Origin of the sequence: Nocardia sp. CA-084685 (assembly GCF_050955785.1) — a bacterium.
Classification (GTDB): Bacteria; Actinomycetota; Actinomycetes; order Mycobacteriales; family Mycobacteriaceae; genus Nocardia.
Genome location: NZ_CP192094.1, coordinates 7,735,293 through 7,750,625, shown reverse-complemented (window position 1 = coordinate 7,750,625; position 15,333 = coordinate 7,735,293). Strand labels below are relative to the sequence as shown.

The 15,333-nt window shown below is 65.6% G+C and carries 12 protein-coding genes; 2 read left to right on the top strand and 10 right to left on the bottom strand.

Annotation, left to right across the window (positions count from 1 at the left end):
• Positions 1-385: 385 nt before the first annotated feature.
• Entirely contained in the window at positions 386-1,678 is a 1,293-nt protein-coding gene (locus tag ACQP2U_RS34540) for an acetyl-CoA C-acyltransferase (RefSeq protein ID WP_433711338.1), read from the top strand.
• A 71-nt stretch (positions 1,679-1,749) separates the two neighbouring features.
• Here the strand turns inward: ACQP2U_RS34540 and bluB are convergent, their stop codons facing one another.
• The 6 genes from bluB to ACQP2U_RS34510 all read right to left on the bottom strand — a co-directional run bounded on the left by bluB (position 1,750) and on the right by ACQP2U_RS34510 (position 8,691).
• Entirely contained in the window at positions 1,750-2,406 is a 657-nt protein-coding gene (gene bluB / locus ACQP2U_RS34535) for a 5,6-dimethylbenzimidazole synthase (RefSeq protein WP_433711337.1), read from the bottom strand.
• 209 nt (positions 2,407-2,615) lie between these two features.
• Positions 2,616-3,863: a fatty acid desaturase family protein gene (locus tag ACQP2U_RS34530; protein WP_433711336.1), complete on the bottom strand. Its 1,248-nt coding sequence runs from the start codon at positions 3,861-3,863 to the stop codon at positions 2,616-2,618.
• A gap of 99 nt (positions 3,864-3,962) precedes the next feature.
• Positions 3,963-5,378, bottom strand: a complete 1,416-nt coding sequence (locus tag ACQP2U_RS34525) for a fatty acid desaturase family protein (protein ID WP_433711335.1) — start codon at positions 5,376-5,378, stop codon at positions 3,963-3,965.
• 82 nt (positions 5,379-5,460) lie between these two features.
• Complete coding sequence (locus ACQP2U_RS34520; protein ID WP_433711334.1) at positions 5,461-6,618, bottom strand: ferredoxin reductase; 1,158 nt, start codon at positions 6,616-6,618, stop codon at positions 5,461-5,463.
• Between the two features lie 95 nt (positions 6,619-6,713).
• Positions 6,714-7,271 carry a DUF6912 family protein gene (locus tag ACQP2U_RS34515; RefSeq protein ID WP_433716670.1) on the bottom strand — a complete coding sequence of 186 codons (558 nt, stop codon included), beginning with the start codon at positions 7,269-7,271 and terminating at the stop codon, positions 6,714-6,716.
• Positions 7,272-7,278: 7 nt separating this feature from the next.
• Positions 7,279-8,691, bottom strand: a complete 1,413-nt coding sequence (locus ACQP2U_RS34510; RefSeq protein WP_397036182.1) for a wax ester/triacylglycerol synthase family O-acyltransferase — start codon at positions 8,689-8,691, stop codon at positions 7,279-7,281.
• Positions 8,692-9,279: 588 nt separating this feature from the next.
• Here ACQP2U_RS34510 and secA point away from each other — a divergent pair.
• Complete coding sequence (gene secA / locus ACQP2U_RS34505; protein WP_433711333.1) at positions 9,280-12,108, top strand: preprotein translocase subunit SecA; 2,829 nt, start codon at positions 9,280-9,282, stop codon at positions 12,106-12,108.
• A gap of 63 nt (positions 12,109-12,171) precedes the next feature.
• Here secA and ACQP2U_RS34500 read toward each other — a convergent pair whose 3' ends face one another.
• From ACQP2U_RS34500 to aroA, 4 genes are read right to left on the bottom strand one after another with little or no spacing between them, the layout of a single operon-like run.
• Positions 12,172-12,438, bottom strand: a complete 267-nt coding sequence (locus ACQP2U_RS34500; protein WP_397036186.1) for a type II toxin-antitoxin system RelE/ParE family toxin — start codon at positions 12,436-12,438, stop codon at positions 12,172-12,174.
• A complete protein-coding gene (locus ACQP2U_RS34495; RefSeq protein ID WP_433711332.1) occupies positions 12,435-12,713 on the bottom strand; it encodes a type II toxin-antitoxin system Phd/YefM family antitoxin in 279 nt (92 codons plus the stop codon). The genes ACQP2U_RS34500 and ACQP2U_RS34495 overlap by 4 nt, the downstream gene beginning before the upstream one ends.
• A gap of 53 nt (positions 12,714-12,766) precedes the next feature.
• Entirely contained in the window at positions 12,767-13,801 is a 1,035-nt protein-coding gene (gene rsgA, locus ACQP2U_RS34490) for a ribosome small subunit-dependent GTPase A (protein WP_433711330.1), read from the bottom strand.
• On the bottom strand, positions 13,750-15,060 hold the full coding sequence (aroA, locus tag ACQP2U_RS34485; RefSeq protein WP_433711328.1) for a 3-phosphoshikimate 1-carboxyvinyltransferase: 1,311 nt from the start codon (positions 15,058-15,060) through the stop codon (positions 13,750-13,752). The genes rsgA and aroA overlap by 52 nt, the downstream gene beginning before the upstream one ends.
• Between the last annotated feature and the right edge of the window lie 273 nt (positions 15,061-15,333).

Sequence of the window (15,333 nt, the reverse complement as noted above, 5' to 3'; positions counted from 1 at the left end):
ACAACTTTATAGAAACTATTTGAAAAACTAATGAAAAGATTGCTACTGTTCCTTCGCGCCGAGTGGTGTCGACGTCGACCTTGCGGGTTCCGAGACGAGCAGGGGCGTTCGCCGGGACGGGCGCCGCTCATCCGCCTCCGCGTGCCTTGCCGGCCGCGGACGCCCCGACAGTGTCGTCGCGGGCGGGCGGTTGAGTGCCGGGCTCGCTTGCGGGCGTGCCCGATGAGTTACCGATGTGCTTGCGAAATCAGTGCGCAGCGGGTCTCAGGAGAACGCCCGGCTCAGCGGCGATGGAGGGGATCGCTGAGCCGGGTTCTCCGGGGTCTGGACCTCGAACTTACTTCCGAGTAAGTTTGTGGGATAGATTTCTCGAGGAGGAAAATCCATGGCTACCAACGCTGCTCGCCGTGCCGTCATCGTTTCCGGTGCGCGGACGCCGTTCGTCAAGGCGTTCAGTGATTACACGCGGATGGATTCGATCGCGTTGGCCGATGCCGCGGTGCGTGGGTTATTGGAGCGGACCGGGCTGCCGGGAGCGCAGGTGCAGGCGCTCGTATGGGGTGGGGTGATTCTGCCGAGTGCCGCGCCGAATATCGCGCGGGAGATTGCCTTGGATCTGGGTCTCGATCCTGGGTGTGAGGGCTACACGGTGACGCGGGCCTGCGCCTCCGGACTCCAGGCGATCACTTCGGCGGTGGCGGCCATCGAGCGCGGCGAATACGACATCATGATCGCCGGTGGCAGCGATTCGACCAGCAATGCCGAGGTGAAGTTGCCGCAGAAGCTGGTGCATGCCGGTGCGCCGCTGGCACTGGGCAAACCGAAGCCGAAGGACTATCTCGCGGCGGCGCGTCAGCTCGCGCCGTTCACCGATCTGCTGCCGAGCCGGCCGAAAATCGCCGAACGCACCACGGGTGAAGTGATGGGGGAGTCGGCCGAGAAGATGGCGCGCATCCACGGCATCAGCCGGGCGGATCAGGACGAATTCGCGGCGCGCTCACACCACCGGGCCGCTGCGGCCATCGACTCCGGCCGCTTCGATGACGAGGTGCTGCGGGTGCGCACCCCCGATGGGGTCGATGTCACGCGCGACGGGCTGGTGCGCGCGAATACCAGTATCGAGAAGTTGGCCGACTTGAAGCCGGTCTTCGCCCGCGACGGCAGCGTGACCGCGGGCAATGCCAGCCCGCTCACCGACGGTGCGTCCGCGGTACTGCTGATGAGTGAGGAGCGGGCGCACGCGCTCGGCTACCGTCCGCTGGCCGCCTTCCGCTCCTGGAGCTACGTCAGCGTCGACCCGACCGATCAGGTACTGATCGGCCCGGCCATCTCCATGCCGCGCGCCCTCGACAAGGCCGGAATGTCGCTTGGCGATATCGATCTGGTCGATATCCACGAGGCATTCGCGGCCCAGACCCTGTCGGTACTGGCCGCGCTGAACAGCGACGAATGGGCCAAGACCCGCCTCGATCGCGATACCGCGGTCGGTGAGGTCGATATCGACAAGCTCAATGTGCACGGCGGTTCGGTTTCGCTCGGGCATCCATTCGGCGCGACCGGCGCACGCATGGTCACCACAATGGCCAACGAGTTGGCCCGCACCGGAAAGAACGCCGCCCTGCTCGGCATCTGCGCCGCAGGCGGAATCGGTGCATCGGCGGTGCTGGAGCGCGTCTGACGGCCCTGGGCATCCTCCCCATTCGACCGCGCAATGGCCGAGCCTATGGCGAACTCGAACCGCGCTTCGACTCAGCTCGGTAGTGTGCGGAAGGTTTCTTGGTGGACGGCGTCGGTGAGGGGGCGGCCGGTGCGCCAGCCGAAGCGTTCGAGGTCGGGTACGCGTTGGAATTCGTGTACCGGGCCGACGCAAAGCCAGGCGACGGGGCGAATGCCGTCGGGTAGGCCGACCAGGTCGGTCAGGAATTCGGCATCGTAGAACGAGACCCAGCCGACGCCGATGTGCTCGGCGGTGGCGGCCAGCCAGAGGTTCTGGATGGCGAGAACCGCCGAGTAGATGCCGGTTTCGGGGACGGTGGCGCGGCCGAGGACCTGCGGGCCGCCGCGGTTGTGGTCGTAGGTGACCACAATGCCGGTGCCACTCTCGGTAATGCCCTCGATCTTGATCGGATCGAAGGTCGCCGCCCGCTCCGGCGGCAGTGCGTCCCGGAATTCGATCCGCTTCTGCGCGACGTGGTCGGCGAATTTGCGTAGCGTCGCGTACTCGCGCACCACCACGAAGTCCCATGGCTGTGAATTGCCGACACTGGGCGCGCGATGTGCGGCATCGAGTATCCGCCACAGTGTCGCATCATCGACGAGGTCACCGGTGAACTCGGCCCGCACATCCCGCCGCATCCGAATGGCCTCGTAAACGCTCAGATCTTCAGCACACACGCTCTCAGTCAACCAGTCACAATCGGCGCTCCCGCCGAGGGCCAGGCATATTGCCGGCGTGGTGTGCCCGGAATACCCGTGCTTCGATATGACCCACCGAAAGGCGAAGGCGCCCACGGGATTCCATGGGCGCCTTCGCACGTCTTCGGTGACATCCGGCCGAAGCGATCAGGGTCGCCGCGAAGGAAATCCTGGAAGAGCGGGCCCGAACCGAACTCGCGTCAGCCGACGGCCGCGGCCCGACGGGCGAATCGGCGGCGGCCATCCTTCAACGCCGTGCGCAGGCCGCGGCGCTTGCCGGTGACCGGGTCGAAGCTCGGCATGGTCTCGCCGTCGAATTTGCGCTCCGAGGCGGTCTCGGGGGCATCGTCGGCGGTCGCGCGCAGGTACTTGTTCGGCAGCGCCAACTTCAGGATGGTGCGCCAGGACTTGAAGTACTGCACCGGGAGCGAACCTGTGGTGTAGGGCAGGTCGTACTTCTCGGCCAGGGCCCGCACCCGCACCGCGATATCGGCGTAGCGGTTGCTCGGCAGATCCGGGAAAAGGTGGTGTTCGATCTGGTGGCTCAGATTGCCGGTCATGAAGTGCATGACCGGCCCACCGGAGATATTGGCGCTGCCCAGCATCTGGCGCAGATACCACTGGCCTTTGGATTCGCCGTCGATATCGGCCTTGGTGAATTTCTCCGCGCCGTCCGGGAAGTGCCCGCAGAAGATCACCGCATTGGTCCAGACATTGCGGATGATATTGGCGGTCAGGTTCGCGGTGAGCGTCGAGAAGAAGGCGGGCCCGGTCAGCAGCGGGAACAGCAGATAATCCTTGCCGACCTGCTTGCCGATCTTGACCAGCACCTCGCGGCGCTTGACCTCGAATGCGGCCCGCTCCGGCGAACCCTCCTTCAGCCTATGCACCTTGCCCAGCTCCAGATGCTGGACCGCAACGCCGTATTCGAAGAACAGCTGCAGCGCCAGGTTGTAGACCGGATTGCCGATATTGAACGGCTTCCACCGCTGATCCCGGGTGACGCGCAACAGGCCGTAGCCGATGTCGTCGTCCATGCCGAGCACATTGGTGTACTTGTGGTGCAGATAGTTGTGCGTCTGCTTCCAGTGCTTGGACGGGCCGGTGTTATCCCATTCCCAGGTGCTGGAGTGGACTTCTGGATCGTTCATCCAGTCCCACTGCCCGTGCATGACGTTGTGCCCGATCTCCATATTCTCGATGATCTTGGCCGTGCTGAGCAGGGCAACACCGGCGAGCCAGGCGGGCGGCAGGAAACTGGCGAACAGCACCGCGCGGCCGCTGATCTCGAGCGCACGCTGCAGGCGGATGACATTGCGGATATACCGCGCGTCCCGAGCACCGCGCGTGGACTCGATATCGCGGCGGATCGCGTCGAACTCCGCACCGAGCGCCTCCACATCGGCTTCGGTGAGGTGCGCGTATTCCTTGACATCCGAGATCGCCATGGCGGTTACAGTACCGTAAGTTACGAGACCGTAGGTTGCCGGGACACGCTCCGGGATGTGGCAAATCCCGCATTGCGAAGGCGGCCGGAGGATGCTAGCTCATCGGCGCCGTCGGATGCGCCGGATCGCCCGCTCACGCATGGCCCTACGCTGCAGTGTCGCCTTCTCCTGACGTGCCTTTTCCTGCAGCGCCAGCTTGGCCTCGCGCAGCACTTCCTTCTCGTGCCGAGCCTTTTCCCGCAAGACCACCTTGGCCTCGTTGAGCGCCGAACGTAGGCCGCGCCGCTTACCGGTCTCGGGGTCGACGGGCAGCCAGTGCGTTTCGTTCCACTTGTCGGCCCAGCGCTCGGCATTCGGCATCGACGGCATGGCGGGCAGTGAGACGCCGGCGAACTTGCGCTCCGATGAGGTCTCCGGTGCGTCATCGGCGGTGCGCTTGAGGAAGCGGTCCGGCAGCGCGAGCTTGTGGATGGTCCGGAAGGCCAGCAGATACTGCTTACCGAGGGAGCCGGTGGTGTAGGGCAGGTCGTATTTGTCGCACAGTTCGCGGACCCGCTCGGCGATTTCCGGATACCGGTTGCTCGGTAGGTCGGGGAACAGGTGATGTTCGATCTGGTAGCAGAGGTTGCCGCTCATGAAGGCCATCGCGGGCCCGGCCTTGAAGTTGGCGCTGCCGAGCATCTGGCGCAGATACCACTCGCCGCTGGTCTCGCCCTCGAGCTGTTCGATGGTGAATTTCTCGGCCCCGTCGGGGAAGTGGCCGCAGAAGATCACCGCATAGGCCCACAGGTTGCGCACCAGGTTGGCGGTCGCGTTCGCCTTGAGCGTCGACATGAAGGCCGGTCCGGTGAGCGCGGGATAGAACAGGAAGTCCTTGGCCACCTGGCGGGTTATCTTGCGGGCGAACTCCTTGTCCGGCTCCGACATCCGCGCCTTGGGCGGCGTGCCGGAGAGCTCCTTCTCGATGCTCAAGTCGTGCAGCGCGATACCCCATTCGAAGGTGGCCGCGAGCAGGATATTGGCCAGCGGCTGGATCAGATGGATCGGCCGCCACTGCTCGTCGCGGGTCATCCGCAGGATGCCGAAGCCGAGATCCTCATCCTTGCCGAGCACATTGGTGTAGGTGTGGTGCGAATAGTTGTGCGCCCGCCGCCACTGCGCCGACGGCCCGGTCATATCCCACTCCCAGGTGCCGGAGTGGATTTCCGGATCGTTCATCCAGTCCCATTGCCCGTGGCTGATGTTGTGCCCGAGCTCCATATTCTCGATGATCTTGGCGACCGACAGGAGCGCCGTCCCGGTCAGCCAAGCCCACCGATTTCGGCTGCCGAACAGCACGCCGCGGGCGAGCACTTCCAGGCCACGCTGTGCCGCGATGGTGCGCCGGATGTACTTTGCGTCGCGCTCGCCGCGGGACAGTTCGACGGCGCGCCGAATGGAATCGAGTTCCTGCCCCAGTGTTTCGATGTCAGCCGCCGTGAGATGGGCGAACGCTTTGATATCGGCGATGGCCACCGGGGTCCTTTCCCTGACTGGATTTATCTCGAGGGTACCTGGCGGCTCCCCCGGGGACGGTGCGTCTGCGAGTGTCGCTGTCTCAGATGTCGAGTGTGCAGTCGCCCGCCGCGGCCGAGATGCAGGTCTGTACCTTGTCACCCTCGCGGCGCTCGTCACCATTGCGCAGATCGCGGGTATGTCCGGAAGTCAGTGTGACGACACAGGTTTGGCAGATGCCCATCCGGCAGCCGAACGGCATCTGTACACCGGCAGATTCGCCAGCCTCCAGCAGGCTGGTCGCGCCGTCGACCTGGACAGTGCGCCCGGTCTTTCCGAAGGTCACGGTGCCGCCCTCGCCGACAGCGGAGCGCTCGATCTCGAAGCGCTCGACATGCAACCGGTCGCTGATGCCCGCCTCGCGCCAATGCTGTTCGATCTCGTCCAGCATGGCGGCCGGACCGCAGGCCCAGGTCTGGCGCTCGCGCCAATCCGGGAATTGTTCGTCCAATGTCGTCAGGGAGAACCGGCCCTGCTCATCGGTGAGGTGCAGATGCGAGGAGAAGCTGGGGTGGCGATCGTGCAGATCGCGCAGTTCGGCGCCGAACATCACATCCCCGCGGGTGCGCGCGGAATGCACGTGCACCACATCGGTGACCACATCGCGACGATCCAGCGCGCGCAGCATGGCCATGACCGGGGTGATACCGCTGCCCGCGGTGAGGAACAGCACCTTCTGCGGCGGCGGCGACGGCAGCACGAAACCGCCCTGCGGCGCGGCCAACCGGACGATGGTGCCCGCGGCGACCCCACTGACAAGGTGGCTGGACAGGAAACCCTCGGGCATCGCCTTGACCGCGATCGAGATCAGGCGCTTGCCACGATGTTCCGGATCGGTCCAGTTCGGCGGGCAGGTCAGCGAGTACGAGCGCCAGTGCCAGCGGCCGTCGACCAGGATGCCGATGCCGATGTACTGACCCGGCTCGTACTTCCAGTCGAAGCCCCAACCCGGCTTGATGACCAGGGTGGCCGAATCGGCGGTTTCCTTGCGCACTTCCACAATCCGGCCGCGCAGCTCACGTGCCGACCACAACGGATTCGCCAGATGCAGATAGTCGTCGGGCAGGAGTGGCGTGGTGACGCGCGCGACGGCGCCGCGCAGCACATTCAGCCGTCCACCGCGTTCGGCGACTTCCGCCGCCGGAGCCTCCAGCCACTCCCGGACCGTGCGCACCGAGAGTGCCGCTTTTTTCAAGACCATTGCCGCCGTTCGTCTCCCTGTCGTAGCAACCGGTGAGGCCGCCTCGCAGCCAGGTTACGGCATCGTAGGTTACTACGGGATGGGTAGGTTGCCCGTCACAGTAATTCGAGCAGGAACGGCAATTCCTGCGCCGCGTACCAGGCCAGCTGATGGTCCTCGGCATCCCCCAGCACGAATTCGGCATCGGCATCGCCGAGGTCGGCGGCATCGACGACATCGACCGCCTTGGCCACCTCGGGTTCGGCCTCGGCCAGGTCCACGTGCACCGAGGCGATCCGGTCGTAACTGATCGATCCGGCCAGTCGGACCACCGCGTCGTCGAGGTCGGGGCGCAGCTTGGCGCCGGTTACATCGGCGGCGATGACCGCGCGTCGATAGACCGGGCTGTGGTAGGTGGTGGCCGGGTCGCCGGCGTCGGTGTCCTCGTCGTCGGCCGCCTCGGTGGCCTCTTCGCGCTCGGCGGCCAGCAGGCGCAGCGAGGCCCGTGCGGCCTCGGCCATCGCCACCTCGGCCAATTCGTCGTCGTCACCGGAGGCGTAGGCCTCGCGCAGTGTCGGCGTGACGGCGAAGGCGGTGCCGCCGGCCGGGCGCAGTTCCCGGTTCTCGACGAGCTCACGCAGCATCGGCACGGTGGCCGGGATATAGACCCGCATGGTGTTCTCAGACGCAGGCACCGAGCATCTCCTCCATGGACTCGTGCACCGACGCGGCCAGCACGCCGATATCGGCCATCGCGTCGCGGTCGGCGTTGAGTCCGTAGAAGACGCGTCCGTCATAGGACGTGATCCCGATGCTCGAGGCCTGGTTGCGCAGCAGCGGCGACACCGGATACATCTCCAGCATCCGCGCGCCGCCGATATACATCGGGGTCTGCGGACCCGGTGCGTTGGTGATCACCAGATTGAACGTGTGCTCTGCGAAGGTACTCGCCGCACGCACACTCATCGCATGCAGGCTCGCCGGAGCGAACCCGGCCAGGTGCACCAGGGTGCGCGCCCGCACCCCGCGCCGATGCCGGCTATTGGCCTCGGTGGCATGGGAGATGTGCGATAGGCGCATCACCGGATTCGGTTCGCCCACCGGCAGATCGATCAGGAACGAGGAGACTTCGCTGGCCGGTTTCAGCTGGTCGTCGATGCCTTCGACGTAGACCGACATGGGCACCACCGCGCGCAGCACGGTCGATTCGGTGAGTGCTTCACCGCGCGAGAGCAGCCAATTGCGCAGTGCCCCGGTGACGACGGCCAGGATCGTATCGTTGATCGAGCATTCGAAGCGCTTGCGGATCTTGCGGTAGTCCTCCAGATCCGTGCGCACCACATCGAAGCGGCGGTTGCGTGAGGTCTTGGCGTTCAACGGGCTGTCCGGTGCGCCGATGGCGGCCGTGCGCACGGCCGAAACCATCGAATCCACCGCCTTGCCCGCGGTCGCGACCACCGAGAACGCGTGGGCGCTCACATCGCGGGCCACCTCGAGCGCCTCGCGCGGCTGCGCCGCGAGTTGGGAAAGCGCGCCGATCATCAGTTCCATCTCGTTGGGTTCGCGCGGGGCCACCCAGGCGTCATCGGCGATACCGCGCGGTGATGCGCTGGTATCGAGGATGACGTGCCCGATCTCGAGTGCGGTATCCCCGTCGACGAGCGCCGAATGTGTTTTGGTGAAGATCGCGGACCGGCCCTGCGCCAGGCCCTCGATCAGATACATCTCCCACAGCGGGCGACTCTGATCGAGCGATCGCGAGGCCAGCCGGGCCACCAGATCGTGCAGCTGGCAGTCGTTGCCCGGAGCGGGCAGTGCGGAACGGCGGATGTGATAGCTGATATCGAAATGGCTGTCCTCGACCCAGACCGGGCGGCCGAGCGCGAACGGGATTTCGCGCACCTTCCTGCGATAGCGGGGGACCAGGGAAAGCCGGCTCTCCACCAGATCGACCAGTCCGTCGTAGTCGAGCGCCGTTTCCCCCTGTGCCGAGTCGCTACCTCGGACGATCGCGAGAGAGCCGATATGGATCGGATTGCTGCTCGACTCGAGCCGATAGAACGACGCGTCCTGCGGCGTCAATCTCGTGATCACGCTGCCCGGTGCTCCTTCCGATGTGGCTCCCACCCGAGCCGTCTCATCGCCCATTGTGGTCGCCCACAACGGTTCGTCCTGCCCCCTGTGGCATATCCAGCGATATTCGCGCATCCCTTTACCCACGCCTGGTTCCGTGGAAGGCTGCCCTGGTTCGAGACCGAGGAACTCGATTCGCACACATTAATCGGGGTGCCGCATAACGGATGCCTTTTGAGCCGCGCTGCCCCTTGGGTGTCGTCGCGCGCCGTCGGATAACGGGTCGTCCCTGGTGGACCAGGGTCACGGCGTCCGGCACGACGAACGACTTACATCGTATGACACCCGCGCTGAAACAGGTTCCGGTCCAGCGGATTCCCATCCGCTCCGGTGGCCGCCACGCGGGTACGGTGAAAAGAAACGGCTATCGCCTCGGCGGTGGCGGCGGATGCGGCGCTATGTCGCTGGTCATCGGCACCTACCATGGATGCCGCATTACCATGAAGCGTGCTGCGGATTCCGCCATGCTCGGCGGGGGCCATGTGCACACTGCCCGCCCCGGGTGACGGCCGAACATTTGACACACCGACCAGAGGACTGACGAGACCCGTGCCTGCGCTGACACTGACGAGGTTGCTACGGATTGGTGAGGGACGCACGGTCAAGCGGCTCGCCCACCTCGCGGACGAGGTCCTCGCGCTCGGGCCCGAGGTCGAGGAGCTCACCGACCACGAGTTGCGTGCCAAGACCGACGAGTTCAAGGACCGCTACGCGGACGGCGAATCGCTGGACGATCTGCTTCTGGAGGCGTTCGCGGTGGCCCGGGAGGCGTCCTGGCGGGTGCTGAACCAGAAGCACTACAAGGTGCAGATCATGGGTGGCGCGGCGCTGCACCTCGGCAATATCGCCGAGATGAAGACCGGTGAGGGCAAGACCCTGACCTGTGTGCTGCCCGCCTACCTTAACGCGATCTCCGGCGACGGCGTGCATGTGGTCACGGTCAACGACTACCTGGCCAAGCGCGATGCCGAGTGGATGGGCCGCGTGCACCGCTTCCTCGGGCTGAGCGTCGGGGTGATCCTGTCCGGTATGACCCCGGCCGAGCGTCGCGAGTCCTACAACTCCGACATCACCTACGGCACCAACAACGAATTCGGCTTCGATTACCTGCGCGACAATATGACCCACTCGCTGGATGATCTGGTCCAGCGCGGGCACAACTTCGCCGTGGTCGACGAGGTCGACTCCATCCTCATCGACGAGGCCCGCACCCCGCTGATCATCTCGGGTCCGGCCGACGCCTCCTCGAAGTGGTATGCCGAATTCGCCCGCATCGCTCCGCTGTTGAAGAAGGACCTGCACTACGAGGTCGACATCAAGAAGCGCACCATCGGTGTGCACGAGGCGGGTGTCGAGTTCGTCGAGGATCAGCTCGGCATCGACAACCTCTACGAGGCGGCCAATTCGCCGCTGGTGAGCTACCTGAACAACGCCATCAAGGCCAAGGAGCTCTACCACCGGGACAAGGACTACATCGTCCGCGACGGCGAGGTCATCATCGTCGACGAATTCACCGGCCGCATCCTGGTCGGGCGCCGCTACAACGAGGGCATGCACCAGGCGATCGAGGCCAAGGAAGGCGTCGAGATCCAGCCGGAGAACCAGACCCTGGCCACGATCACGCTGCAGAACTACTTCCGCCTCTACGACAGGCTCTCCGGTATGACCGGTACCGCCGAGACCGAGGCCGCCGAGCTGCACCAGATCTACAGTCTCGGCGTTGTCCCGATCCCGACGAACAAGCCGATGGTCCGCGCGGACCAGTCCGATCTGATCTACAAGACCGAAGAGGCGAAGTTCGCGGCCGTGGTCGACGATGTCACCGAACGGCACGAGAAGGGTCAGCCGGTGCTGATCGGTACCACCAGCGTCGAGCGCTCGGAGTACCTGTCCAAGCAGTTCACCAAGCGCGGTATCGCGCACAACGTGCTGAACGCGAAGTTCCACGAGAAGGAAGCCGAGATCATCGCCGAGGCCGGTCGCCCGGGCGCGGTCACGGTGGCGACGAATATGGCCGGTCGTGGTACCGACGTCGTGCTCGGCGGTAACCCGGACATCATCACCGACATCATCCTGCGCAAGGAGGGGCTGGATCCGGTGGAGACGCCGGAGGAGTACCAGGCCGCCTGGTTGCCGACGCTGGAGCGGGTCAAGGAGCAGACCGCCGAGGACGCCGACGCGGTGCGCGAGGCCGGTGGTCTGTATGTGCTCGGTACCGAGCGGCACGAATCGCGGCGCATCGATAACCAGCTGCGTGGTCGTTCCGGTCGTCAGGGTGACCCGGGTGAGTCCCGGTTCTACCTGTCGCTGGGTGACGAGTTGATGCGGCGCTTCAACGGCGCCGCGCTCGAGGCCATCATGACCAGGCTCAACCTGCCCGATGATGTGCCGATCGAAGCGAAGATGGTCTCCAAGGCCATCAAGAGTGCGCAGACCCAGGTCGAGCAGCAGAACTTCGAAATCCGCAAGAACGTGCTCAAGTACGACGAGGTGATGAACCAGCAGCGCACCATCATCTACAACGAGCGCGACCGGATCCTGCGCGGTGAGGACATGGAGGGCCAGGTCCAGGAGATGATCACCGACGTGGTCACCGCCTATGTCGACGGCGCCACCGCCGAGGGCTACATCGAGGATTGGGATCTGGACAAACTGTGGACCGCGCTGAAGACGCTGTACCCGGTGAGCGTGGACTACAGGGAGCTGACCGGTGAGACCGGTGTCGGCGAGGCGGGGGATCTCACCAAGGACGAACTGGTCGACGCGCTGCTCGATGACGCGCACAATGCCTACGCGAAGCGCGAACAGCAGATCGACGGTCTGGCCGGCGAGGGTTCGATGCGCAATCTCGAACGCCAAGTGCTGCTTTCGGTGCTGGACCGCAAGTGGCGCGAGCACCTCTACGAGATGGATTACCTCAAGGAGGGCATCGGTCTGCGCGCCATGGCGCAGCGCGACCCGCTGGTCGAATATCAGCGTGAGGGCTTCGATATGTTCGCCGCGATGCTCGAGGGCCTGAAAGAGGAGTCGGTCGGCTTCCTATTCAACCTGCAGGTCGAGGTACAGCAGCCGCAGCCAGAGGGCGTCGCGGTCGATCCGGGCCTGCGCTCGCCCGTCGGCGCCCCCGCACCACGTCCACTGCCCACCCAGCAGGCGCCGGTAGCCAATGGCGCGCCGGCGGCGTTGCGTGCCAAGGGGATCGGTGATTCCCGGGCCAACAACGGCTTCCACTACTCGGGTCCGGACGAGGGTGGACACGCCGCGGTGCACAGTGACGTCGAGGAATACGGCGACGGCGGCACCCGCCGTGAGCGCCGCGAGGCGGCTCGCGCCGAATCGAAGGGCAAGCGCGCACCGAAGTCGCGTCGTCGGCACTGATCGCCGAATCACGAACGCGCCCATGAATCCCCATGGGCGCGTTTCGTAATGGCCGCCCCGCGTCTAGCGTTCGTAAATATCGCGACGGTGTCCGGTGGTAACAACCAGGATGATCAGCTTGCCGTCGTCAACCTCGTAAACCAAGCGGTAGTTGCCAACTCGTAGCCGGAATCCTGGCCGGCCGGTAAGGGCCCGGACGTCTACCCCATCGCGTCGGTATGGGTCGTCGCCCAGCAGCGTGAGCGCGATCAGCAGGCGCATGGCATCGGGATGCGGAATATTCCGCAATGCACGACGCGCGGCTGGGGTCCAACGGAATTCGTATTTCACGCCGCGCCGTGATGTTCAGTGGCGAGGATCTCATCCATCATCTGGCCGAGGGTGATATTTTCCGGTTCACCACCTTCGGCGAGTGCTTCGTCGGCCATGCGTCCGAGTTGTTCATCTTCCCACTCCTCGAGCTTGGCGAGCATGTGCAGCGGGATGACTGCGGCGGCGGGTTCCCCGGCACGCGTAATGACGGTCACGTGCCCGTCCTGAACCGCGGCGTTGACGACGGCAGGGAGCTGGGCGCGGGCCTCACGAATGCTGAGCTGGTCTTCCATATCTGGAGTGTACACCCAGTCGTGTACACCCGACCCGAGGCGGCGGGCGGGAGCTACCAGGGATCGTTGGAGTTCAGGGCGCCCAGCAGCAGGCGAATCGCGGCGACGCGGCGTTCCTTGCCGGGCAAGGTATCCAGGGCGCATTCGGGATCCGCGGGCGGACCGAGATGGGTGCAGCCGCGGGGACAGTCCTCGATGGCGACGGCCAGATCGGTGAAGGCGGCGATGACATCGTCGGGCGTGATGTGGGCAAGCCCGAAGGAACGAACGCCGGGTGTGTCGATGACCCAGCCACCCCGCGGGAGCGGTAAGGCGACGGATTGGGTGGAGGTGTGTTTGCCCTTGCCCACGCCCGAGACCTCGCCGACCGCCCGATCCGCGTCGGGCACAAGGCGATTCACCAATGTGGATTTGCCGACGCCGGAGTGGCCGATGAAGGCGGTGAGTCGGTCGGTGAGCAAATCCAGGATCGGTTCCAGGGGATCGTCGATGCCGCCGTAGATGATGGTGAGGTCGAGATCGTCGAAGGCGGCGGCGAATTCGGATTCGGCGGCCAGATCGTGTTTGGTCAAACACAGAATCGGTTGCAGCCCACCGGCAAATGCGGCGACCATGGCGCGCTCGACGAAACCGGTGCGCGGCGGCGGATCGGCGAGGGCGACCACGATGAACAGCTGTTCGGCATTGCCGACGACGATCCGTTCGAACGGATCGGTGTCATCGGCGGTGCGGCGCAGGACCGTTCGGCGTTCGCCGACGCGGACGATGCGGGCGAGGGTATCGGGTTTCCCGGACAGATCGCCGACCACGTCGACCTGATCACCGACGACGATCGGGGTGCGGCCCAGTTCCCTGGCCCGCATGGCGACGATCAGCTTGTCCGGATCGCCGCCGAGCACGCAACCCCAACGACCGCGGTCCACCGAAACGACCATGGCCGATTCCGCATCATTGTGCCGCGGACGGGTTTTCGTGCGTGGACGAGAGGATTTGCCCGGGCGCACCCGGACATCCGACTCGTCGTAATCGCGTCGTCTCAGCGGGCCGCTCCCTGATCGGTGAGCGTGGGATCGAGCATCTGCTCCCATAGGCCGACGAATCCGGGCAGCGTCTTGGCCGTGGTGCCGATATCCTCGATCGCCACGCCGGGCACCCGAAGTCCGAGAATCGCACCAGCCGTTGCCATTCGATGGTCGGCATAGGAATGCCAGTTGCCGCCGTGCAGCGGGGCCGGGGTGATCTCGAGTCCGTCCTCGGTCTCGGTGACATTGCCGCCGAGCCGGTTGATCTCGGTGGACAGCGCCGCGAGCCGATCGGTCTCGTGGCCGCGCAGGTGGGCGATGCCGCGCAGCCAGGACGGCGAATCAGCAAGTGCCGCAAGGGCAGCCACGGTCGGAGTCAACTCGCCGACCTCGTGCAGATCGATATCGATACCGGCCAGGCGCTCCGGGCCGCGCACGGTCAGCACGCCGTCGAACCGGGTGACCTCCGCGCCCATGCGCACCAGGATCTCCCGGATCACGTCACCGGGCTGCGTGGTCAGCCGCGGCCAATGCGGGATGCGGACCTCGCCGCCGGTGATGGCGGCCGCGGCCAAGAATGGCGTGGCATTGGACAGATCCGGTTCCACATCCCAGTTCACCGCGCGAATCGGGCCGGGGGCGACGGTCCAGGTCTGGGCCTTGCGGCTGTCGGCGGGGGCATCGACCGCGACGTCGGCGCGCCGCAGCATCTCTACCGTCATCTCGATATGCGGCATCGAGGGCAGTGCCTTGCCATCATGATGCACCACGATGCCCTCGTCGAACCGGGCCGCCGACAGCAGCAGCCCGGAGACGAACTGGGAGGATCCGGAGGCATCGATGGTGACCGCACCGCCGCGCAGCGCGCCCTTGCCGTGCACCGTGAAAGGCAGTGCGTCGCCCTCGATATCCGCGCCGATGCGGCGCAGTGCCTCCAGGATGGTGCCGAGTGGGCGAACCCGGGCCTGCTCGTCACCGTCGAAGGCGACGTCGCCGGTGGCCAGGGTCGCGACCGGCGGCAGGAACCGCATGACGGTGCCGGCCAAACCACAGTCGACGGTGCCGCCGTGCAGCGGCGCCGGTGTCACGGTCAGCGTTTCCGCGTCGCCTTCGATCCGCGCACCCAATGCGCACAGGGCGCCGATCATGAGTTCGGTATCGCGGCTGCGCAGCGCGCCGGAAATGGTCGAGGGGCCCTCGGCGAGGGCAGCCAGGATCAGGGCCCGATTCGTGATCGATTTAGATCCGGGCAGGGTCACGGTCGCGTGCACGGGGACATCGACATGGGGCGCTGGCCAGAAACTCACCCGTCCATCTTCACCCATCGCGTCACCGGACACGCGGGCTGGGCTGTGTTTGTTTTGCCGCGGCTGCGGCGCGGCGTGTTCGCGGCCCCCTGGTGTCTCGCGTCCGAGCCGTCGAGACTGGCGACTTCGTCGCATGCGCTTCGACGGCTCGGACGCGAGACGGGCCGCGAACTCCTCGCTCGTAAGACTCGCTCCGTGGTGGTTGGGGGTGGCGGGGGTGTTCGGCACTTGGTGCGCGCATGTGGGAAGGGTGAGTCCCGTGCGTGTGTCGCATGCGCTTGACGGCTCGGA